This window comes from Kitasatospora sp. NA04385 (assembly GCF_013364235.1).
Lineage (GTDB): Bacteria > Actinomycetota > Actinomycetes > Streptomycetales > Streptomycetaceae > Kitasatospora.
This window is the reverse complement of record NZ_CP054919.1, coordinates 1124104-1145695: the sequence shown is the minus strand read 5'-3', so window position 1 is coordinate 1145695 and position 21592 is coordinate 1124104. Positions and strand designations below refer to the sequence as shown.

21 protein-coding genes and 1 pseudogene are annotated in these 21592 nt (G+C 74.9%); 15 read left to right on the top strand and 7 right to left on the bottom strand.

Annotation, left to right across the window (positions count from 1 at the left end):
* The first annotated feature begins 58 nt into the window (after positions 1 to 58).
* Together HUT16_RS37345 and HUT16_RS37340 are read left to right on the top strand one after the other, a co-directional pair.
* A complete protein-coding gene (locus HUT16_RS37345; protein WP_217712025.1) occupies positions 59 to 1372 on the top strand; it encodes an ATP-binding protein in 1314 nt (437 codons plus the stop codon).
* A 53-nt stretch (positions 1373 to 1425) separates the two neighbouring features.
* Positions 1426 to 2058 carry a LuxR C-terminal-related transcriptional regulator gene (locus tag HUT16_RS37340; protein WP_217712024.1) on the top strand — a complete coding sequence of 211 codons (633 nt, stop codon included), beginning with the start codon at positions 1426 to 1428 and terminating at the stop codon, positions 2056 to 2058.
* Between the two features lie 169 nt (positions 2059 to 2227).
* On the opposite strand, the gene HUT16_RS05060 is transcribed toward HUT16_RS37340, so the two are convergent.
* Positions 2228 to 3274: a polysaccharide deacetylase family protein gene (locus HUT16_RS05060; RefSeq protein WP_176185854.1), complete on the bottom strand. Its 1047-nt coding sequence runs from the start codon at positions 3272 to 3274 to the stop codon at positions 2228 to 2230.
* A gap of 135 nt (positions 3275 to 3409) precedes the next feature.
* A complete protein-coding gene (locus tag HUT16_RS05055; RefSeq protein ID WP_176185852.1) occupies positions 3410 to 4099 on the bottom strand; it encodes a hypothetical protein in 690 nt (229 codons plus the stop codon).
* Positions 4100 to 4430: 331 nt separating this feature from the next.
* On the opposite strand from HUT16_RS05055, the gene HUT16_RS05050 reads away from it, so the two are divergent.
* Positions 4431 to 5369 (top strand): hypothetical protein, encoded by a 939-nt coding sequence (locus tag HUT16_RS05050; protein ID WP_254897646.1) that lies wholly within the window; start codon positions 4431 to 4433, stop codon positions 5367 to 5369.
* A complete protein-coding gene (locus HUT16_RS37830) occupies positions 5351 to 5764 on the top strand; it encodes a hypothetical protein (RefSeq protein ID WP_254897645.1) in 414 nt (137 codons plus the stop codon). Before HUT16_RS05050 ends, HUT16_RS37830 begins: the two co-directional genes overlap by 19 nt.
* 98 nt (positions 5765 to 5862) lie before the next feature.
* Here HUT16_RS37830 and HUT16_RS05045 read toward each other — a convergent pair whose 3' ends face one another.
* Entirely contained in the window at positions 5863 to 6132 is a 270-nt protein-coding gene (locus HUT16_RS05045; protein ID WP_176185850.1) for a GlsB/YeaQ/YmgE family stress response membrane protein, read from the bottom strand.
* 263 nt (positions 6133 to 6395) lie between these two features.
* On the opposite strand from HUT16_RS05045, the gene HUT16_RS05040 reads away from it, so the two are divergent.
* From HUT16_RS05040 to HUT16_RS05020, 5 genes are all read left to right on the top strand, one after another.
* Complete coding sequence (locus HUT16_RS05040) at positions 6396 to 7418, top strand: hypothetical protein (protein WP_176185848.1); 1023 nt, start codon at positions 6396 to 6398, stop codon at positions 7416 to 7418.
* A gap of 124 nt (positions 7419 to 7542) precedes the next feature.
* Entirely contained in the window at positions 7543 to 8361 is an 819-nt protein-coding gene (locus HUT16_RS05035) for a hypothetical protein (RefSeq protein WP_176185846.1), read from the top strand.
* 194 nt (positions 8362 to 8555) lie between these two features.
* Entirely contained in the window at positions 8556 to 9050 is a 495-nt protein-coding gene (locus HUT16_RS05030; protein ID WP_254897644.1) for a MarR family winged helix-turn-helix transcriptional regulator, read from the top strand.
* A 35-nt stretch (positions 9051 to 9085) separates the two neighbouring features.
* Positions 9086 to 9904, top strand: a complete 819-nt coding sequence (locus tag HUT16_RS05025; RefSeq protein ID WP_254898244.1) for an ATP-binding cassette domain-containing protein — start codon at positions 9086 to 9088, stop codon at positions 9902 to 9904.
* Positions 9864 to 10727 carry an ABC transporter permease gene (locus HUT16_RS05020; RefSeq protein WP_176185842.1) on the top strand — a complete coding sequence of 288 codons (864 nt, stop codon included), beginning with the start codon at positions 9864 to 9866 and terminating at the stop codon, positions 10725 to 10727. Before HUT16_RS05025 ends, HUT16_RS05020 begins: the two co-directional genes overlap by 41 nt.
* A gap of 99 nt (positions 10728 to 10826) precedes the next feature.
* On the opposite strand, the gene HUT16_RS05015 is transcribed toward HUT16_RS05020, so the two are convergent.
* The gene (locus HUT16_RS05015) at positions 10827 to 11315 is read right to left on the bottom strand and encodes an SsgA family sporulation/cell division regulator (protein WP_176185840.1); all 489 of its coding nucleotides are present in this window, start codon (positions 11313 to 11315) and stop codon (positions 10827 to 10829) included.
* A 318-nt stretch (positions 11316 to 11633) separates the two neighbouring features.
* Here HUT16_RS05015 and HUT16_RS05010 point away from each other — a divergent pair, with 318 nt between their 5' ends.
* Both HUT16_RS05010 and HUT16_RS05005 read left to right on the top strand, forming a co-directional pair.
* Positions 11634 to 12854, top strand: a complete 1221-nt coding sequence (locus tag HUT16_RS05010; RefSeq protein ID WP_176185838.1) for a CdaR family transcriptional regulator — start codon at positions 11634 to 11636, stop codon at positions 12852 to 12854.
* A gap of 65 nt (positions 12855 to 12919) precedes the next feature.
* Entirely contained in the window at positions 12920 to 13552 is a 633-nt protein-coding gene (locus HUT16_RS05005) for a hypothetical protein (RefSeq protein ID WP_176185836.1), read from the top strand.
* 55 nt (positions 13553 to 13607) lie between these two features.
* On the opposite strand, the gene HUT16_RS05000 is transcribed toward HUT16_RS05005, so the two are convergent.
* Complete coding sequence (locus HUT16_RS05000; protein WP_176185834.1) at positions 13608 to 14081, bottom strand: hemerythrin domain-containing protein; 474 nt, start codon at positions 14079 to 14081, stop codon at positions 13608 to 13610.
* 96 nt (positions 14082 to 14177) lie between these two features.
* Here HUT16_RS05000 and HUT16_RS04995 point away from each other — a divergent pair, with 96 nt between their 5' ends.
* From HUT16_RS04995 to HUT16_RS04985, 3 genes are all read left to right on the top strand, one after another.
* The gene (locus tag HUT16_RS04995; RefSeq protein WP_176185832.1) at positions 14178 to 15410 is read left to right on the top strand and encodes an MFS transporter; all 1233 of its coding nucleotides are present in this window, start codon (positions 14178 to 14180) and stop codon (positions 15408 to 15410) included.
* Between the two features lie 235 nt (positions 15411 to 15645).
* On the top strand, positions 15646 to 19095 hold the full coding sequence (locus HUT16_RS04990) for a carbohydrate binding domain-containing protein (RefSeq protein ID WP_176185830.1): 3450 nt from the start codon (positions 15646 to 15648) through the stop codon (positions 19093 to 19095).
* Between the two features lie 68 nt (positions 19096 to 19163).
* Entirely contained in the window at positions 19164 to 19937 is a 774-nt protein-coding gene (locus tag HUT16_RS04985; protein WP_176185828.1) for a helical backbone metal receptor, read from the top strand.
* A gap of 192 nt (positions 19938 to 20129) precedes the next feature.
* Here HUT16_RS04985 and HUT16_RS04980 read toward each other — a convergent pair whose 3' ends face one another.
* Complete coding sequence (locus HUT16_RS04980) at positions 20130 to 20627, bottom strand: hypothetical protein (RefSeq protein ID WP_176185826.1); 498 nt, start codon at positions 20625 to 20627, stop codon at positions 20130 to 20132.
* Between the two features lie 84 nt (positions 20628 to 20711).
* On the opposite strand from HUT16_RS04980, the pseudogene HUT16_RS37825 reads away from it, so the two are divergent.
* A pseudogene (locus tag HUT16_RS37825) lies at positions 20712 to 20816 on the top strand (acetaldehyde dehydrogenase); the annotation flags it as partial.
* A gap of 83 nt (positions 20817 to 20899) precedes the next feature.
* Here HUT16_RS37825 and HUT16_RS04975 read toward each other — a convergent pair.
* Positions 20900 to 21577, bottom strand: a complete 678-nt coding sequence (locus tag HUT16_RS04975; RefSeq protein WP_176185824.1) for a (2Fe-2S)-binding protein — start codon at positions 21575 to 21577, stop codon at positions 20900 to 20902.
* Positions 21578 to 21592 lie beyond the last annotated feature (15 nt).

The window sequence follows — 21592 nt, the reverse complement described above, 5'->3', positions numbered from 1 at the left end:
GGCGGAACCCGGACGAATCCGGGGTCCGCGGCACCCGCCGCTGCGGCAGGATGGGCGGGTGCCACCGCCACCACCTCCCGCGCTCCCGCAGCCCCCGGACGACCGGACCGGGCGCGAGGCGTCGCACGCGCCGCACGGGCTGCGCGGGTGGCACGGGCTGCGCGGGTGGCGGCCCTGGCGGCCGTGGCCCGGTTCCGGGGGGCTGTCGACGACGGCCGCGGGCGCCGAACTCGCCGTGGTGATCGCGTTCGTGCTGATGCGGGCCGGCACGCTGCTGGAGATCCTGCCGGCCGCCCCGCACGGGATGTCCCGGGCCACCGACCCGGCGCTGGACGCGGCGCTGATGGCCGTCGCGCTCGCCCAGTCGCTGGCCATGTGCGCGGTCGCGGTGCGGCGGCGGCAGTACCCGGCGGGCGGATGGGCCCGGGCGGACGTGGCGGTGGCGATGGGCGTGCTGCTGTGCGAGCCCTGGTACCTGCGCCCCGAGGACTGGGTCGGCACCTGGACGGCGTGGGGCGGCGCGCTCAGCGTCAACGCGGTGTTCGGCGCGGCGATCGGCTTCCCGGCCCGTCGGCAGACCGTCGTCGCGACGGCCGCGATCGCCGCGGCGTACGCGCTGCCCAGCGTCGTCCTGTCGGACGCGCACGCCTCCACCGCGGCCAGCAACCTGATCGGCTACCTGGTGTTCGCGGTGGCCGCCCGCTCCTCCGCGACGTTCATCCGCCGCCTGGGCCGGGACGCCGACGAGGCCCGTCGGCAGGCCGCGGTCTCGGCGGCGGAGGCCGAGCGGGACCGGCACCGGCTGCTGCTGCACGACCAGATCACCATCATGCGGCTGCTGTCCGAACCCGGCCTGGAACCCGGCCTGGTGGAGGTGCTGCGCCGACAGGCCGCCGCCGGGGCGGCCCGGGTGCGGCACTTCCTGGAGCAGCCGGATGGCGGCGGTCCGGACGGTCCGGACGGCCCGGACGAGGGTCCGGGAATGCTGGCGGCCCTGGTGCGGCAGGCCGGGGAGGGCTTCACCGACCTGCCGATCGACTACGCCGTCGACCTGGCCGCCGACGTGCCCGTCCCGCGCGCCGCCGCCCGGCCGCTGCGGGAGGCGCTGGCGACGGTGCTGCACAACGTCCGGGCGCACGCCGCCGCCGGGCAGGTGGTGGTGCACGCCGACGCCCCGCCCGGGCTCGGCCACTGGGAGGTCAGCGTCCGCGACGACGGGCGCGGCTTCGACCAGGCTCGCCGCCCGCTCGGCTTCGGGCTGCGGGTGCAGGTGAGCCGGGCGCTGGCCGAGGTCGGCGTCGAGTCCGAGATCCGCTCCGCGCCCGGCGCGGGGACGGTGGTGCTGCTGCGCGGAAGACTGGAGGAGCGGTGAGGGAACGTCGGGGACGCAACTCCGGTGCGGAGCACGGGAGCAGGGTGGCCGTCGTGGACGACGACACGGTCATCCGGGAGGGGCTGGCGCACCTGCTCCCCGAGGTCCGGGTGGTGCTGGCGGTCAGCAGCGTCGAGGAACTGCTCGCCGCCCGGCCGGAGACGGACGCGGTCCTGCTGGACCTGGTGCTGACCGGCACCGGCCGGACGGGGGTGCGGCAGGGCGCCGCCGCCGTCGAGGCCGTCGCGCGGGCCGGGCACCGGACGCTGATCTACACCAACGAGCGCCGCCGCGAGGTGCTGGTCGGCTGCATGGCCGCCGGGGCCCGCGGGGTGGTGCACAAGGCGGAGCCGCTGGCGGCGCTGTCCGCGGCGGTCGCCGAGGTGGCGGCCGACCGGGTGGTGATCACCCAGGCCCTGGTCGGCCTGGCCGAACTGGTCGAACGCCGCGGCGGCCTGCCCAGCCTGACGCCCCGCCAGCGCGAGATCCTCTCCGCCCGGGCCCGCGGCGAGGCGTTCCGCAGCATCGCCGAGCGGCTGTTCATCGGGAAGAAGACCGCCGAGGAGCACATGGCGGTGGTCACCGCGAAGTTCGCGGACTTCCTGCGCGACCACTCCCCGGCCGACCTGGAACGCGAACTGGGCCTCGGCCCGGGCGACCTGCTGGACCACCGGCCGGTCCGCTGAGGTGCCGGCGACGGCGGCGCGAGGCACGTATTCATGGGGCCCGGGGAACGGCGGGTCGATGCTGCTGCGTGGGGTGACAGGAACCGGAAGCAGCTGCGCGCAACGGCAGTGCACCGCCAGCAGCCACGGCCTCGCCGTTCCCCGAGCCCCTGGAAAGCCGACCTCCGGGTCAGGTGACGGGGAGTCGGTCGACGCGGGCGAAGGCGTAGCCGCGGGCGGTGAGGCCCTCGATGACGGCGGGGAGGGCGGCGACGGTCTGGGAGCGGTCGCCGCCGCCGTCGTGGAGGAGGATGACCGCGCCGGGGCGGGCCTGGTCGAGGACGGCCCGGGTGATGGCCTCGGGGCCGGGCATCGACCAGTCGCAGGGCTCGACGTCCCACAGGACGACGGTGGCGCCGGACTCGTCGATCCAGCGCAGGACTTCGGGGGTGCGGCCGCCGTAGGGCGGGCGGAACATCCGGGGGCCGGGGTCGTCGCCGACGGCCTTGGCGATGGCCTCGTCGGTGCGGCCGAGCTGGTCGAGCAGCTCGGTGCGGGACAGGTCGGGCAGGTACGGGTGGGACCAGGTGTGGTTGGCGATCTGGTGGCCGGCGGCGGCCATCCGGTCGAGTTCGGCGCGGTGGGCGAGGGCGTGCAGGCCGACGCAGAAGAAGGTGGCGGGCACCGCGTAGCGGTCGAGGACGTCCAGGACGCGGTGGGTGTGGGGCGGGTTGGGGCCGTCGTCGAAGGTGAGCGCGACCACCGGGCGGTCGCCGGTGTTGCCCCACAGGCAGCGGCCGGAGCTGACCATCCGGGCCAGTGCGGTGGCGCTGGAGTCGATGTGGGCGATCATTTCGGCCGAGCGCCCGCCCATCGTCCCGGTGTCGGTGCCGAGCCGGACGACCGCGGCCGGGTCGCGGAGCGCCGCGCGGGCCAGTTCCGCGGCCGGGACGGAGCCGAACGCGGGGCGGGCGGGCAGCGTCCAGGGGTCGGCCCGGTACACGGCCAGTCCGGCGGCCGTCAGGCCGCCGTCCAGCATGCCGTTGGTGGAGTCGATGACGGTGGCGAGTTCCTCGCCCGCGGCCGCGGACTCCCGTTGCAGGGCGAGCAGGTGCGCGGTGACCGCGCCGACCTGTCCGGCCGCGAAGCGGGTCGCGGGGGAGCGGGGGCGGCCCGCCGCGTCCAGGACGGCGACCTCGAAGCCGGAATCCGTCCAGGCAACTCCCGAGAAACGCATCGCGTGGGTCCTCCGCGGCCGGTCGCGGCCCGGCCGCCGCGAGAACGGTCAGGAAGCCTTCCGAGCGGTCGATGATCCGTCAACCTTTGTGACGGAAAACCGAATTGATGTCGTATCAGCAAATTCGGTGACGCGTCAGTGTTCGAGGTCGGCGCGCATCAGGGCGAACTGCTTGGCGGCGTCCGCCGGGGCGGTGGCGGGGAACAGCGCGACGGCCGCGGTGGAGGAGTCGACCCAGCCGCACAGCGCGTCGGAGCCGAGCGGGAAGCACTCCAGGTTGCCGCCGAGCGGACCGGCCGGGTACGGGACGGAGGTGCCCGGGCTGCCGGTCGAACCCTCGCCGAGCGCGTAGTCGATCAGGCCGCGCCACAGGTGCTCGCGGCGCTTGCTCGGGTCCTCCGGCACGTCGTCGACCCCGGCGAACAGCACCGGACGGCCCGAACCGCCGCTCGCCCGCACGTAGTTGGCCTCCACCACGGTCATCCCGTCGCGCATGTCGCCCGGGTCCACCGGCACGTCGCTCAGCTGCGCCTCCCCCGTGCCCCGGGTCAGCCCGCCGGCCGTGCGCGCCTCGGTCAGGGTGCGCTTGCCGCCCGTGGCGGACGGCGTGGTGGCGGACGGCGGGGCGGGGGAGGACGTCGGGGCGGGGGAGGACGTCGGGGCGGCGGGCGAGGACTTCGGCGCGGCCGGGGCGGAGGAGGCCGCCGGGGCGGCCGCGTCGCCGTCCTCGGTCCCCTCCGGGTCGCAGGCGGTGAGGGCGAGGGTCGCGGCCAGCGCGGCGGCGGCGAACAGGGCGCGAGCGGCGAGCGGCTGACGTCCGGTCATGGCGGTGGTTCTCCCGAGTGCGTGGTGGGGCGGTGCGGGCGGGCTGCTGGACCCGTGCGGCGGTACGGGCCAGGACGCTACGGTCCGCGGCGGCGGGCCGGAGGCGAAGACGCCGATTCCGGACCGCATCGGGACCGGACGGTGACACGGCGACGATTCGGCCACGGGCACGGTCGGGGGGAGAGGCAGAGGGAAGGAAAGCAGGAGACGGCGGGCGGAAAACCGGTTGGCCGGGCGGCGCGGTGCGGCGATGATCGGGCGGTCGTGCGGCCCGGCGGACAGCCGGGGGCCGTACGGACCGGAACCCCGAACCCGCTCAGGAGGAGACTGCGTGCACCCCGACCTCGTCAAGGCCGGTGAACTGATCGACGCCGGCGACCCGCAGGGCGCCGCCCGGGAGCTGCGGGCCCGCGCCGACGACCTGACGGCCGGCGACCTCGCCCCGGCGGTCGGGCGGCTGGCCGAGCTGGTGGGGATCGACGAGCTGGCCGGCGCGGCCGCCGCACTGGCCGCCGACCCGTCCGCCCCCGGCGCGCTGTACGCGTACGGGTACGCCTGCATCGAGCACGGCCTGTCCGGGCTCGCCGTCCCCGCGCTGCGCCAGGCGCTGGCCGGGGCGCTGCGCGGCGACGGGGTGCCGGAGGCCAAGCGGCGGCTGTTCGGCCGGGCCCGCCCGGCCGCGGCGGCCGTCGACCCCCGGCAGGTGCTGCTGGAGCTGGCCGTCGCGCTGGAGGACGGCGAGCGGCACGACGAGGCGGTCGAGCTGCTCCGGGAGCACGAGGACGTCACCGGCGACTGGCCCGACCGCTACCTGCTGGTGCACAACGCGCTGATGGCCGGGCGCCTCGACCTCGCCCGGGAGGTCTTCGCGCGGCTCTCCGCGCCCGACGACACCTGGCGGCCCGCCGCCGACCGGATCCGCCGCACCCTGGCCCGGGCCGACGCCGTCCCGCCCGCCGGTCCGGCCGACCTGCGCGGCTGGCACCACGTGCTCACCGGCGGCCTGCTGGCCACCCTCTCGCCGTTCGGCTACGACGCCGGGATGACCGGCCGCTGGGCGTACCTCCAGGGCGGCTGGGGCGACTGCCGGCTCGGCCTGGAGCGGCTGCGCGCCGTCCTGGCGGCCACCGGCCGCCGCCCGCCGCCGTCGCGCTGCTGCCCGACCGGGGCAGCCGGGCGCTCGGCCTGGCCGCCGCCGAACTGCTCGGCCTGCCCGCGGCCCCGTACCGGCCCGGCACGCCCGACGCGCTGGTGGTCGCGTACGACCTGAACGAGGTGGACGGGGAGCTGCTCTCCGCGCTGCACGAGCGGGCCCCGGGCGAGGTGCTGTACGAGCACGCCACCTGCTGGACGGACACCCCCGGGGTGTCGGCGGACGTCTGCGGCCTGCTGGTGCAGCGGATCGTCGCGCCCTGGGAGCCCCGGATGGCCGTGGACGAGGACGGCGAGGTCACCCACGCCCCCGCGGACGGGCGCCCGGCCGAGGAGCTGGCTCGGGAGATCCTCGCCGCCTCCGCCGAGCCGGACGACGGTGACGGGGCGACGCCGCCCGACTCCGAGGAGGAGCTGGCCCGGTTCGCGGCCCGGGCCGCCGCCACCTGGGCGACCGGCACCCGGGACCGGATCCGCTCGTCCGGGCCGGTCCGCAGCTCGCGCTTCGCCTGATCCCGATCCCCGCTGATCCCGATCCCCGCCCGGGGCCGGGCACGCCGCCGCCCGCCCGGCCGGAAGGGGCCGGGCGGGCGGGCGGTGCGCGGTACGGACTACCTGGTGGTGCGGGACCTGCCCCAGGCCGGGGCGACGATGCCGATCAGCGCGATGGCGAAGGCCAACTGGAGGATGTGCCTGATCCAGTCGATGCCTCCGGTGTGCCGGACGCCGATCCAGCCGGAGACCAGGTTCCCCAGCAGGGCGCCGGCCGCGCCGAGCAGCATGGTCAGCCACCACGGGATGGACTGTGGTCCGCGCAGGATCAGCTTGGCGAGTAGGCCCAGCACGAAGCCGATCAGCAGAATCCAGATGATTTGGAACATCGAAACCCAGCCTTTCCGGTCGGCTCCGACCGGTCGACGGCGGTGCATCGTCCGCGGACCGGCCGAGACGGCGGTCCGTACCAGCCATGATCGCTCGCTTCGGGGCTCCGGGCATCTCGGCGATCCGCCGACCAGCAGGTTTGCAAAGTCTCGGCAAAGGGTAGGCAGCCGCCCCGAACCGGGACCCCCGGCGATTGCGCCGCAATGCGGTGTGGTGGGATAAACGACCTGAGCGAGCATCAAGTCCTACGGGGGGACACGGGATGGCAGCGGGCTTCGGCTACGAACCGGACGAGCTGGCGAAGATCCAGCGGGAATTCCGGTCGATCCAGCAGCGCATGGGGGAAATGTCCGAGCAGACCGGCCGGATCAAGGCGGTGATGACCAAGGCCGTCGCCACCGACCTCGCGGCGGGCGCCCTCGGCAACGTCATCGGCTTCGGCGTGGTGGTCGCCCAGGTGCGCGAGCGGGTCGACGCGATCCAGCAGCAGATGGCGGCCCTGGAGCGCACCAGGAACCAGCTCGCCAAGGACCTCGCCACCGACGTCGACCGGCTCGGCACCGTCGCCCGGCAGTACGCGGAGGCCGAGCGGCGCGCCCGCGAGGGCGTCGGCAAGCCCGGCCGGGGCGCCCACCCCGGGCAGCCGGCCGACCCGAAGAAGCCCGGCGGCGGCAAGCCCGCCCCGGCGCCCACCGGCCCGGGGAAGCACGCCCCGATGCCGTCCGGCCCGAAGCAGCCCACCGGCGGCGGCCACGGCGGCCACGGCGGTCACGGCGGTACCGGCGGCGACCCGAACCCGGCCGTGTCGCACGAGGGCGCGATCAAGGTCGCCGAGGTCACCTTCGACGGCAAGGGCAAGTACAAGAGCGGCGAGGCCGCCTGCCGGGAGTACATCGCCCAGGCCCTGGACGCGATGGGCGTCACCGACCCCGCGGCCCGCGCGGCCTGGACGAAGGGCATGCTGACCATCGTCGACCGCGAGTCCTCGTACAACTCGCCCGACTGGCAGGTCAACCGGGACCAGGCCCACGACGTCAACGTCAAGGGGCCGATCCAGTCGGACGGCGCCGAACGGGACTGCTCGCGCGGCGGTTGGCAGACCATCCCGGGGACGTTCGCGAAGTACCACGTCAAGGGCACCTCGACCGACATCTACGACCCGGTGGCCAACTGCGCCGCGTCCATGCAGTACGTCATGGCGAGGTACGGCGTCTCGGCGGACGGGCACGACCTGGCGGCCAAGGTGCAGCAGGCGGACCCGAGCCGCCCCCGGCACTGGTACTGATCCGCCACCGCTCCGGCATCCCGGCCCGGCCGAGGGTGCCCAGGCCCGGCCGAGGGCCCGGCCGAGGACGGCGCCCGAGCGGCGCCGTCCGCTGTCCACGTCTCGGAACTACCAAGGGAAACACGTGCGTTCGCTTCGTCTTGCCGCCGCCACGGTGGTCTGCCTCTCCGCCGTCGCCCTCCTGTCGGCGTGCGACCCGGAGGACACCGGCTCCGGCGACTCCGCCGCGGCCACTTCCGCGGCCGCTTCCGCCACCGCCTCCGCGCCCGCCGCCGGAGCGGAGTCACCCGCCGCCGCCAAGACCTCGGCCGCCAAGACCTCGGCCGCCGCCACCGGCGGGGCCGCGGCCGGGAAGGCCGGGCGGCTGCCCGCCGGGGTGTGGATCGACCCCAAGGCGGTGCCGCTGAACTCCGCGCTGCACTGGAAGGCGCCCGGCTCCGCCGCCAAGGCGCTCGGCGAGAGCGGCAAGCTCCGGATCGAGGAGCTGTGCCGCATCCCGCGCGACGACTCCTTCGCCACCGTGCCGATGGTGGAGACCGCCTCGCTGGGCGGCTCGGCCGGCGACTGGGCGGCGGACGAGACCATCGCGAGCTTCGGCTCGGCCAAGGACAGCAGCGGCCGGGCGCAGAGCGCGTTCGCCCTGCTGGGCAGCGTCACCGAGGGGCTGAAGGGGTGCGGTGGCACCGTGCCGGGCGCGAGCGTGAAGGTCACCGCCGAGGACAGCACGTTCGTCGCGGCCACCCTCACCGTCCCGCAGGCGGGCGGCGGCACCGTCGAGGTGCGCGAGTACCTGTCCGTGCAGGGCGGCTCGGTCGCCGAACTCACCCTGCACGCCGAGCTCCCCAAGGGCGGCCACCCGAAGACCGCCTGGGCCGGGTCCGCCGACGCCGGGGTGCTGGACGCCCTGGGCAAGACGGTCTGCACCGCCCTCGGCGACTGCTGACCCGATCCGTCCCGTTCCACCCCGCTCCCCACCTCCTGCTGCACCGGGCCGGTCCGCGCACCCGCGGACCGGCCCGCGGCCGTTCCCCCGCGGCCGTTCCCGGGCGCGTTCCCCGTCCGCCGGGCCGGAGTTGGGGAGTTCTTGACCCGCGGACTCTCGACAGGTAGCTCTCACTCAGAGCTAAAATCGGAGGTGTGGACAGGCAGACGGAACAGGACCGGCACCAGGGGCCGGACGTGGAGGAGTTCGCCGCCCTGCTGGTCGGCGTCCAACGGCTGACCCGCCGCCACCTGCGCGCCGGGCTGGACCGGCCGCGGCTGCGCGGGGCCCAGGCCGAACTGCTGCGCCTGGTCGCGGACGCGCCGGGGATGCGGGTCTCGGAGGCGGCCGAAGGGCTGTCGCTGGCCGGGAACTCGGTCTCCACCCTGGTCAACCAGCTGGTCGGGCAGGGGCTGCTGCGCCGCGAGCGCGATCCCGCGGACCGGCGGGCGGCGCTGCTGTACGCCACCGAGGAGGCCGTCGAGCGGATGGCCGCCTGGCGGCAGCGGCGCACCGAACTGCTCGGCGAGGTGCTGGCGGAGCTGGACGGGCCGGACCGGGCGGCGCTGGCGGCGGCGGTGCCCGCACTGCGGGCGGTCGCGGCCGGGCTGCGGGCCCGGGGGAGCGGCGAGGGGAAGGAGCAGGCGTGAGCGAGCAGGAACGACCGGCCGTCCGCTGTCGGGAGCTGGCATACAGCTTCCACCGCGGCCGGGGCAAGGGCCCGGTGGTCCGGGCGGTGGACGGGGTCGACCTGGAGGTGCGCCCCGGCGAGGTGTTCGGGCTGCTGGGGCCGAACGGCGCGGGCAAGACCACCACCATCCGGGCGATCACCACCCTGCTGCCGACGGCGCGCGGCATGGTCGAGGTGTTCGGCCACGACTGCGCCACCGAGCGCACCGGGGTGCGGCGGCTGCTCGGCTACGTCCCGCAGGCGCTGTCCGCGGACGCCGGGCTGACCGGGCGGGAGAACGTCGCGCTGTTCGCGCGGGTCTTCGACGTGTCCCGCGCCGAGCGCGCCGAACGGGTCGCCCAGGCCCTGGCCGCCGTCGACCTGACCGAGGCCGCCGACCGGATGGCCGGCACCTTCTCGGGCGGCATGGTGCGCCGACTGGAACTGGCCCAGGCACTGGTCAGCGCGCCCCGGCTGCTGGTGCTGGACGAGCCCACCATCGGCCTGGACCCGATCGCCCGGGCGGGCGTGTGGGAACGGGTGGACGCGGTGCGCCGGGCCACCGGCATGACGGTGCTGGTCACCACCCACTACATGGACGAGGCGGACCGGCACTGCGACCGGATCGCCCTGATGGACCGCGGCCGGATCAGGGCGCTCGGCACCCCCGAGGAGCTCAAGGACCGGGTCCGCGCCGAGGCCCCGGGCCGGGACGCGCCCACCCTGGACGACGTGTTCCGGCACTTCTCCGGCCGCGCACTGGCCGACGACGCCAAGGAAGGGGAGTTCTCGGATGTCCGCCGCACCCGCCGCACTGCCAGCCGAGTCGGCTGAACGCCCGGGCCCCGGGCCCGAGTTGGGGCTGCTGCTGATCCCGCCGAAGGCCCGCACGGGCTGGCGGGTGGTCCCGGCCCGGGTGGTCGCGATGTGCGCCGTCGAGCTGCAGAAGCTGCGCCACGACCGCACCGAGCTGTACACCCGGGCGGTCCAGCCCGCGCTGTGGCTGCTGATCTTCGGCGAGACCTTCACCCGGCTGAAGGCGATCCCGACCGGTGGCACCCCGTACCTGGACTACCTGGCGCCCGGCATCATCGCGCAGTCCGCGATGTTCATCGCGATCTTCTACGGCATCATGATCATCTGGGAGCGGGACTCCGGGGTGCTCACCAAGCTCCTGGTCACCCCGACCCCGCGGGCCGCGCTGGTCACCGGGAAGGCGTTCGCCGCGGGGGTGAAGGCGGTGATCCAGGCCGCCGTGGTGGTGGTGCTGGCCGCCGTGCTGGGCGTCGGGATGACCGCCAACCCGCTGAAGCTGCTGGGCGTGGCGGCGGCGGTGGTGCTCGGCTCGGCGTTCTTCTCCTGCCTGTCGATGACCATCGCGGGCATCGTGCTGACCCGGGACCGGCTGATGGGCATCGGGCAGGCCATCACCATGCCGCTGTTCTTCGGCTCCAACGCGCTCTACCCCGTCGACCTGATGCCGGGCTGGCTCCAGGCCGTCAGCCGGGCCAACCCGCTCAGCTACCAGGTCGACGCGCTGCGCGGCCTGCTCATCGGCACCCCGTCCCACCTGGCCCTGGACTTCGGCGTGCTCGCCCTGTCCACCGCCGTCGGCATCACCGCGGCCTCCGCCCTGCTGGGCCGGCTGGCCCGCTGAGCCGCCGGGGGCGGGGACGGCGGTGGGGCGGGGACGGGGTCGGTGGCGGGGCGTCCCCGCGGACGTCCGGTGCGGGATCACAGGTCGTCCGGTGCGGGATCACAGGTCGCCCGGAGTGGGGCGGAACTCCGGATCGGCCGCCCCGGCCGTTCCAGCGGCCCCGGCCGCTCCGGACGCCGCGAACAGCGCCTCCAGCGCCAGGTCCACCCGGGCCCGCTCGGCCTCCCCGCCGGGCGGCACCAGCCGCAGGGTCTGCCGCACCCAGGCCGCCACCCGGGCCGCCGGGGCCTGGAGGAAGGCGTCGCCCTCCGGCGAGCAGAGCATCAGCGTCACCGTCCGCCGCCCGTCCACCACCGCCGGCCAGACCCGCACGTCCCCCAGCCCGGTCGGCCGCAGCAGCCCCTGCACCAGCAGGTCCCGGGCGAAGAACCAGCCGATCGGCAGCGTCGAGTCGACGTGGAAGGCGACGTGCACCGCGTACGGGTCGTCGGGGGAGTAGGCCAGCCGCGCCGGGACCGGGAAGGCCTCCTCCGGCGACAGCAGCAGATCCATCACCAGGTCCAGGCGCAGCTCGGCGGGGCTCTCCATCACGGGTGTCTTCTCCACTCGGTCCGGCCCGGCGGGTCCGGGCTGGTCTGAGCAGGAGACTAGGGCCGCCCGGCGCACCCGCGGGCCCACGGGACACCAACGCTGTCCGAACGAACAGCGCCGCCCCGCCCCCGGCTGTGGGCCGCGACAAAACGATCCCTCCAACGGCCCGACGCACCGTCAACACCCGGGCCGGGCCTCACCCGTGGAACGCCCGTGCGGCCGCCGCCCGTCCCGAGCACCCCGCGGCGCGCCCGTCCCGCCCCGCGCCCCCGAGCCGCCCGGACGCGCCGCGCGGGCCGCACTAGGCTCGCCCCCATGGGCACCCGACTCCCCGCGGCGCCGGTCGACTCCGCCGCGCGCCTGGCCGGCCACCTGCTGGACCGGCTCGCCGGGCTCACCGAGGAGACGGTCCGCCGGATCCGCGACACCATGGCCGTCTACCGCAGCGCCGGACCGCTGCCCGCCGGGGACCTCGCCGAATCCGTCCGCAGCAACATCGAGTTCACCCTGCGCCGGCTCGCCCACGAGGACGGCCTCTGCCTGGAGGCCCCCCGCCGCACCGGACGGCTGCGCGCCGAACAGGGCGTCCCGCTCGCCACCGTGCAGTCCGCGTTCCGGATCGGCTTCGCCCACCTGTGGGAGACCATGGCCGCCGAGTCCCTGCGCCACGGCCTGGCCACCGAGGCGGAGTTGGTGCAGATGGCCACCGACGTCTGGCGGTTCAACGAGGAGTCGACCACCGCCATGATGAACTCCTTCAGCGAGACCGCCGCCCTGCTGATGGTCCGCCGCGACCAGGAGCGCTCCGCCCTGGTCGACGTGGTGCTGCGCGGCGGCATGGGCAACCCCGGCTCCGTCCTGGAGGCCGCCGACATGCTCACCCTCCCGTACGACGGCACCTTCGCCGTCGTCGTCGCGCACGCCCCCGGCCTCGCCCGGCAGGCCCTGCCGGACATCGAACCCACCCTGCGCGAGCACGACATGGGCTCCGCCTGGCGGCTCACCCCCGACGCCCACATCGGCATCGTCTCGATGCGGGCCGCCGCCGCGATCGACCTGCTGGTCGACACCCTGCGCAGCCAGACCGTCCGCCGGGCCGGCGTCAGCCCCTGCTACACCCGCCTCGACCAGACCCCGCAGGCCCTGCACCTCGCCCAGGTCGCCCTGGCCAGCTCCGCCCGCCCCGACGAGACGGTCACCCTGTTCGACGCCAACCCGCTACCGATGCTGGTGGCCTCCGCCCCCTCCACCGCCTCCCGGATCGGCAACCAGGTGCTCGGCCCCGTCATGGAACTCCCCGACGGCCAGCGCGAACAGCTGCTCACCACGCTGTCCACCTGGTTCGCCGTCGACGGCTCCGCCGACAAGGCCGCCAAACTGCTGTACTGCCACCCCAACACCATCCGCTACCGGCTGCGCCGGATCGAGCAGCTCTCCGGCCGCTCCTTCGAACGGCGCCTGGACTCCGCCGAGTTGTACATCGCCCTGCAGGCGGTACTGCACCTGCCCGGGGTGGTCCGCGACCCGCTGGAGTGACACCGGCCCGGCCCCGCCCGGGGTCGGTTCGGGTGCGGTCGGAGCCGGGTGGCAGGATTCCGTCCATGAGCACGAGCATCGAGCACTCGACGGGGGACTGGGCAGAGGTGCTCGCCCTCTTCGGCGCGGGCGACGACCTGACGGACTTCCAGCGCGCCTGCCTGGACGAGGCCCGGAGCAAGGCCCGGGACCACCACCCCGGGCGCGACGTCCCGCTGCCCGTCCCCGACGCGCTGGAGCACCTGGTCGCCGGGCGCGCCGACTCCACCGTCCCGTACGCGGGCAACTCCTACCAGCGGGCCCTGCACCTGCTGGTCTCCTCCTGCGGGTCGGACGTCCTCACGCTGGCGACCCACTCCAGCCCGGAGAGCGTCTACCGGGCGCTGGACGGACAGCTGGCCGCCGCCGGCGTCCCGGCCGAACTGCTGCCCTGCGCCTACCTGTACGGCGACCCGCCGAAGGAGTTCCCGGTCCTGCCGCACTCCACCGACTCCTACCCCGCGCTCGGCCACCTGCCGATCTCCCGGACCAAGCCCGCCGCGGACGCCTACCGCGCCGTGCTCGACCGGGTCGACCCGGGCCTGCGCCCCGAACTGGAGCGGCTGACCGAGCTGCTGGAGATCGAGCACTCCAGCTGGGGCCGCCAGCGGGACGAGGAGTGGTACCCCCGGCTCACCGTCTTCTTCTACCTCGGCTGAGGCGACGGCTCCGGCCTGCCTGCCTGCCCGCCCGCCCGCCGGCCGGGCCTCGGCCTCAACCGGCCCCGGCGGGCCGCCGGTCCGGGTGGGCCTTCTGCCAGGCCGCCATCGAGGCGTTCCAGTCGGCGGCGGTCAGCGCGATCAGTGAGGCCGGGAACAGGCCGTCCTCCTCCTTGGCGATGTGCTCGTGCAGCTCCCGGAACGCCGTCAGCAGCGCCGCCCGGTCGGTCGGCGAGGCGAGGTCGGTGGCGGCGAGCAGCTCCGCCAGCCCGCGGTGCTCGGCCTCCAGGGCGTCGATGTAGGCGCCGAACTCCGGGTCCCCGCGCATCACCCGGAACAGCCCGTCCTCCTCGCCCCGCCAGTGCGCGGCCAACTCGGCCACCAGCGGCGGCAGTAGCGCACCCGCCGCGGCGAGGTCGCCCGCCGCCAGCAGCCGGGCGATCTCGCCGGTCAGGTCGGTGGCCGCCTCGTGCTCCCGGATGAAGTCCTTGATCAGCGGGATCTCGCGGCACCCGCAGTAGTGGCACATCCGGCCAGTCTCTCCGCCCCCTCCCGCCCCGCCCCGGCGGCACGCCGAAGCGCCCGCTTGCCCTCGACCGGGTCGAGACTCCTACCGTCGGCCGCCATGGGAACCACCACCGCCACCCCCGTCGAGACCCCCGCCCCCCTGCCCCGGACGTACCTGTGGTGGCTGGCCGGCACCCGCGTCTCCACCGCCGGGGACGCCGCCCTCGCCACCGCCCTCGGCTGGACCGCCGCGGGCCACGGCGGGCCGACCGCCGGGCTGGTGCTGACCGCCGTCACGGTGCCGCGCACCCTCCTGCTGCTGCTCGGCGGCACCGTCGCCGACCGGTACGGCGCCCGGCGCACCGCGCTGCTCGCGGACGCCGCGATGCTCACCGTCGTGCTCGCCCTGGCCGCCGTCGACCGGACGGTCGGCAGCACCCCGTGGACGCTGCTCGGCTTCGCCCTGCTGATCGGCACCGTCGACGCCTTCCAACTCCCCGCGACCGGCGCCCTGCCCCGGCTCCTGGTCACCCCCGCCCAACTGCCCCGTGCCCTGGCCCTGCGCCAGGCCGGGGGCCAGAGCGCCGTCCTGCTCGGCGCCCCGCTGGGCGCACTGCTGGTCGCCACGGTCGGCCCGGCGGGCACCGCACTGGCCGACGCGGCGACCTTCGCCGCCGTGCTGGCCGTGACGCTCCGGATCCGCCCGGCCGGGGTCTCCGGGCCCGGCCGTCCCGCCGGGGGCTCCGGGCGCAGCGGGCTGTTCGCCGAGATGGCCGACGGGGTGCGGGTGGCCCGGCGGGACCGGGTGCTGCGTTCCGCCCTGCTGCTGGCCGGGGTCGCGGCGGCCGGGGTGCTGCCGGTGGTCGCGCTGCTCGGTCCGCTGCTGGCGCGCGAACGCGGGTGGTCGGCGGGTGCGGCCGGGCTGTCGGCCGCCGGGCAGGCGCTCGGCATGCTGGTCGCCGCCCTGGTCGCCGCTCGTCGCGGCACGCTGCGCCGTCCCGCCCGCGGTGCCGGGCTCGGCCTGCTCGCCGCAGCCCTCGGTACGGCCGCCCTCGCCGCCGCGCCCACCCCGGCCCTCGCGGCCGTGGCGGCCGTCCTGGTGGGGGCCGGTTCCAGCGTCTTCGCCGTCCACCTGGGCCCGGTCGTCCTGGCCGGTGCCCCGGCGTCCCACCCGGCCCGGGTCCAGGCGCTGTTGACGCTGGTGCAGAGCGCGGCCCTGGCCCTGGCGAACCCGGCCTGGGGCGCCCTCGCCGCCGCGTCCGGCACCCCGGCGGCCCTGCTGGCCTGCGCGCTGCTGACGGCGGGGGCGGGCGGGACGGCGGTGCTGGCCGGGTTCGCCCGGGCCGCCTGAGGGGGCGACAGCTTCCTTTCCCCGCCTGGTGGTTGCGGAAAGTTTTTTCTTCGAGTGGGGCGGATTCATGGCGCAATGTCCGTCCACGGGTGACGTTCAGGAGTCTTTACAGGCCGGTCATGCCTCAGTAACCTCCTGGAAGCTCTTGCAGGTTCTTGCGCAAGATCACCCCACCCACCCCCTGCCGCGAGGCAGTTCCCCACCGCCCGCGGCCCCGTACCGAGGGACACTCCCCTTGACCAGACGAGCACGGCACGGACGGCGCCCCATCGCCGTCGTGCTGACAGCGGCGGCGGCACTCACCGCCGGTCTGCTGTCCACCGCCCAACTCGGCGCCACCGCCAGCGCGGCGACCGACACCACGGCGAGCGGCAGCAACACGGCCACCGTCTTCTACTACACCAAGACCCGCAACTGGTCGGCCTATGACCTGCACTGGGCCCCGGACGGCGGCAGCTGGACCACCGTGCCCGGGGTCGCGATGGAGGCGGCCTGCACCGACTGGGTCAAGAAGACCGTCGACCTGGGCACCGCGACCGGTCTCCAGGCGACGTTCAACAACGGCTCCGGCACCTGGGACAACAACGGCGGCAAGAACTACGCCCTCGGCACCGGCACCGTGGTGGTCAAGGACGGCGTGATCGCCCACAGCGACCCGTGCGGCACCGACAACGGCGGTACCACCAGCCCGAGTTCGAGCCCGAGCCCGTCCGCGAACGGCGCGAGCACGACCGTCTACTACTACACCAAGACCCGCAACTGGTCGGCCTACGACCTGCACTACGCCCCCAACGGTGGCACCTGGACCACCGTGCCCGGGGTCGCGATGGAGGCGGCCTGCACCGACTGGGTCAAGAAGACCGTCGACCTGGGCACCGCGACCGGACTCGCCGCCACCTTCAACAACGGCTCCGGCACCTGGGACAACAACGGCGGCAAGAACTACGCCCTCGGCACGGGCGTGGTGACGGTCAAGGACGGCGTCATCGGCAGCACCGCGCCGTGCACCACCACCACGCCGAGTCCGAGTCCGAGCGCGTCGGCCAGCCCCAGCCCCAGCCCCAGCGCCAGCGCCAGTGCCTCCGCCAGTCCGTCGCCGTCCGCGAGCAGCAGCACCCCGGCCGGGAAGAGCGCCACCGTGTTCTACTCGACCGCGGTGGTCGGCTGGAGCATCGTCAACCTGCACTACGCCCCGGCGGGCGGGTCGTGGACGGCGGTGCCCGGCATCGGCATGGAGTCCGCCTGCCCCGGCTGGTACAAGCGCACCGTCGACCTGGGTTCCGCGGCCACCATGGCGGCGACGTTCAACAACGGCAACGGCACCTGGGACAACAACAACGGCGCCAACTACGTCGTCCCGGCGGGCGTCAGCACCGTGCAGAACGGCAAGGTCACCGGGGGCGCCGCCGACCCGTGCGCGGCCGTCGTCCCCGACACCACCGCGCCCAGCGCGCCGACCGCGGTGAACGCCTCCGCCACCGACACGTCCGTTGTGCTGACCTGGGAGCCGTCCACCGACGACACCGGGGTGACGGGTTACCAGGTCACCCGCAGCGGCGGCACCAAGGGCACCTCGGTGATCAACGTCGGCTCGACCGTGTACTCGGACAGCGGCCTGGAGGCGCGCACCGTCTACACCTACACCGTGAAGGCGCTGGACGCGGCCGGGAACGTCTCCGCCGCCTCCGCCGCCGCGGTCGCCACCACCGGTGACGCCCCGCCGGCCGCCAAGCCCGGCGAGATGATCGGCACCGACCCGCGCAAGGACCCGATCTACTTCGTCCTCACCGCCCGGTTCTACGACGGCGACACCTCCAACGACCGGGGCGGCAACCAGGACGTGAAGTCCGGCAACGCGGCCAACAACGACCCGATGTTCCGCGGCGACTTCAAGGGCCTGGTGCAGAAGCTCGACTACATCAAGGGCCTGGGCTTCTCGGCGGTCTGGATCACCCCGGTGGTCCTCAACCGCTCCGACTACGACTACCACGGCTACCACGGCTACGACTTCTACAAGGTCGACCCGCGGCTGGAGTCGGCCGGCGCCTCCTACCAGGACCTGATCAACGCCGCCCACGCCAAGGGCATCAAGATCTACCAGGACGTGGTCTACAACCACAGCTCCCGCTGGGGCGCCAAGGGCCTGTACGTGCCCACCGTGTACGGCGTCCGGGACTCCCAGTGGTCCTGGTACTACGACGAGAAGCAGCCCGGCTTCGAGTACGACGGCCTGACCGTCGAGCCGAAGAGCGGCAAGTCGTACTACAACGGCGACCTGTGGTCGACCACCCAGCCCGCCGGCCAGACCTGCGTCGGCTGGGGCAACCCGACCCAGTACAAGAGCCCCGAGGGCTACACCATCTACAACTGCCAGTGGCCCAGCCCGACGTCGGGCATGTTCCCGTCGAAGTACTACCACCAGTGCTGGATCGGGAACTGGGAGGGCGAGGACTCCCGCTCCTGCTGGCTGGCCGACGACCTGGCCGACTTCAACACCGAGAACGCCGAGGTGCAGAACTACCTGATCGGCGCGTACGACAAGTACATCGACATGGGCGTGGACGGCTTCCGGGTCGACACCGCCGTGCACGTCCCGCGCGTCACCTGGAACCGGCGCTTCCTGCCCGCCATCCAGCAGCGCGTCACCCAGGACTGGGGGCCGGCCAAGGCGCAGAACTTCTTCGTCTTCGGCGAGGTCGCCGCGTTCGTCAACGACAAGTGGAACCGCGGCTCGGTCAACCACTCCGCGCAGTTCTACACCTGGAAGGAGCGCAAGGACTACACCGCCGACGACGTGCAGGCCGCCCTCGACCAGTACAACTACGAGGAGCAGCTGGGCACCGGCAACCAGCCGACGTCCACCAACGCCTTCCTGGACGGCAACACCTACCACGCGCCCGACCACTCGAAGTTCTCCGGCATGAACATCATCGACATGCGGATGCACATGAACTTCGGTGACGCGCACAACGCCTTCGGCAACGGCAAGGACTCCGACGACTCCACCAACGACGCCACCTACAACGTGGTGTACGTGGACAGCCACGACTACGGGCCCAACAAGTCCAGCGTCCGCTACACCGGCGGCACCGACGCCTGGGCCGAGAACATGGCCCTGATGTGGACCTTCCGCGGCATCCCCACCCTGTACTACGGCTCCGAGATCGAGTTCCAGGCCGGGAAGCAGATCGACTGCGGCCCGTCCTGCCCGCTCGCCACCACCGGCCGCGCCTACTACGGCGACAAGATCGCCGGGAACGTGACGGCCAGTGACTTCTCGGTGGTCTCCTCGGCGGACGGCGCCGTCGCCACCACGCTCCAGCAGCCGCTGGTCAAGCAGGTGCAGCGGCTCAACCAGATCCGCCGGGCGATCCCCGCCCTGCAGATGGGCCAGTACTCCACCGAGGGCGTCAGCGGCGGCATGTCCTTCAAGCGCCGCTACACCGACGCCACCAGCGGCGTCGACTCCTTCGCCCTGGTCACCGTCACGGACGCCGCCACCTTCACCGGCGTTCCCAACGGCACCTACAAGGACGCCGTCTCCGGCGACGTCCGCACCGTCACCAACGGCACCCTGTCCGTCGCCGCCCCCGGCAAGGGCAACCTGCGGGTCTACGTCCTCGACCTGGGCGGCAAGAACGCCGCCCCGGGCAAGATCGGCACCGACGGCCCGTACCTGAAGTAACGCACCGTCAGCACGCGTCGACAGCGGTCGGCGGCCCCGGGCCGTCGGCCGCTGTTAGCGTGTGCGGCATGGACGAGACCCGGCACCTGACCGACGACGAGGGCAACGCCGTACGCCTGCCGCCCGCCGTGCGGCGGGTGGTCTCCCTGGTGCCCTCCCTCACCGAGGCCGTCGCCGTCACCGCCCCCGGCCTGCTGGTCGGCGCCACCGACTGGTGCACCCACCCCGCCGGGCTCGACGTCCTCCGGATCGGCGGCACCAAGAACCCTGCGGTGCAGGCGATCCGCGCCCTGCGACCCGACCTGGTCATCGCCAACGAGGAGGAGAACCGGGCCCCCGACCTGGCCGCGCTGCGCGCCGCGGGCGTCCCCGTCTGGACCACCCGGATCCGCGACCTCGACCAGGCCCTCCACTCCCTGCACCGCCTGCTCACCGAGGCCCTGCAACTCCCGTGCCCCGCCTGGCTGTCGGCCGCCCGCCGGGCCTGGGACTTCCCGCCGCCGACCCCCGCCGTCCGCGCGATCGCCCCGATCTGGCGCCGCCCCTGGATGGTCCTCGGCCAGGACACCTTCGCCGCCGACCTCCTGCGCCGCCTCGGAGTCACCCTCCTCCCGGCCGACCACCCCGACCGCTACCCCCGTCTCACCCTCCCCGAACTCCACGCCCTGGACGCCGAGTTGCTCCTCCTCCCGGACGAGCCCTACCGCTTCACCGCCACCGACGGCCCCGAAGCCTTCCCCACCCTCCCGCCCGCCCTCCTCTCCGGCCGCCACCTCACCTGGTACGGCCCGTCCCTGGCCGAGGCCCCGACCGTCCTCGGGGCGGGGTTGCCCACGCGATGAGACGGGCGGGGCCCGACACCGGACGTGGTGCCGGGCCCGATTGCGGCCGTGCGGAGGGGGTTTCGCCGCAGACCGCCACGAGGCGGCGGATCCGTTCGGCCGCCTGTGCGATGCCGGTCTGTGCCGCCGGTGGCGCCAAGTCGCCCCGGTGCCGGGCCTGTCGGCACGCGGCTTTCGCGGTGCTTACCGCCGTCAGTCCGCGCAGTGCGGGTTGATCGCCCAGAAGTAGAGGGTGCCCGTGCCGGGGTCCAGCAGGAAGTGCGGCTCGCTGGAGGAGGATTCGTCGTCCAGGGCCTCGGTGCGCAGCCAGCTGCCGACGGGGTGGTCGAGCAGGGCGGTCAGTTCGGCGGGCGGAAGGTGGGAGGCGTCGGCGGGCGTCCAGGTGCCGCTGCCGTGCAGGCGGGCCGCCTCGCCGTCGGCCAGGCGGGCGATGCCGTCCAGGGCGTGGTCGGTGGGGCCGGGCACGCGGGAGTCGGTGGCGCCGAGCGCGCGGTACGTCCAGTGGACGCTGTCGGCGCGGCCCGGCAGGGTGACGCACTTGGCCAACGAGGCGGTGTCGGTGCGGACTTCGACGGGCTGCTGCTTCGGCGGGTCCGCCGTGCAGGCCGTCGCGGCGAGGGCCAGGGCGAGGACGAGGACCGGGGCGAGGGCCGATCCGGCCAGGAGGGGTGCTCGGCCTGCGGTGCGCATGGGTCTCCTCGGGTGCCCGGCCCGGCGGGTGCGCCGGTGCTTCCCGTTGGGACGGCCGCGCGGTGCGGAGCGGTTCCGGGGCGGTCCGCCGGGGCCCACCGGCACGACGCGGACCGGCTGCTGCCGCTCGGCAAGCGGCTGATCGACCTCACCCCGGCCGCGATCGGCCCGTACGTCGTCCCCGCCGTCCTCCCCCGCCGTCGAGCACGGAGCCGTCCGGGCCGACACCTCGCCGCCCGCCCGCCGTCGATCACCGTCCGGGTCGCCGCCGATCACCGTCCCGGCGGCCGGGTGAACACGCAGTCGCCGCACAGGCCGCCGGAGGGCACCCGGTAGTACAGGCAGCACGACGCCCGGCGGAACGCCAACGGCCCGCCGGGCGCGGTCGCCGTGCCCGTGCCCGCCAGCGCCGGACGGGCCAGCAACTCCCTCGCCAGCGCCGCCGCCGCGCCCCGCAGTTGCGGGACCGACCCCAGCTGCCGGGCCGCCCCCACCAGCGCGGACGCCGCGTTGCCCGCCAGCAGCCCCGGCGCGAGCGGGACGACGGTGCGCACCGCCGCCGCCAGCGGCGCCAACTGCCCGTCCAGCACGGTTGCTTCCAGCACCTCGGCGGTGGCCGCCGGACCGGCCCCCGACGGCACCCACAGGTCGAACGGCCCCTGCGGCGGCAGCGCGAACCACGCCCCGCCCAGCTCCGGCACCCGCCCGGTCAGCACCGCCGTCCCCAGCGCCACCGACCACAGCCGCGCCGCCAGCCCCAGGTGCGCCGTCGACGCCGCCACCCGCGGCTCGTCCGTCCCCAGCACCCGCGCCACCTCGGCGACCCGCGCCGCCAACGGCCCCTCCGCCGCGTACAGTTCGCTCAGCGGACGGAAGCCCGGCGGCGGGGTCGGACCGGAGCGCACCGCGAAGTACGGGCCGAGCGCGGCCGGCGGATCGGCGGCCGTCATGAGCGGGCCGGGGCT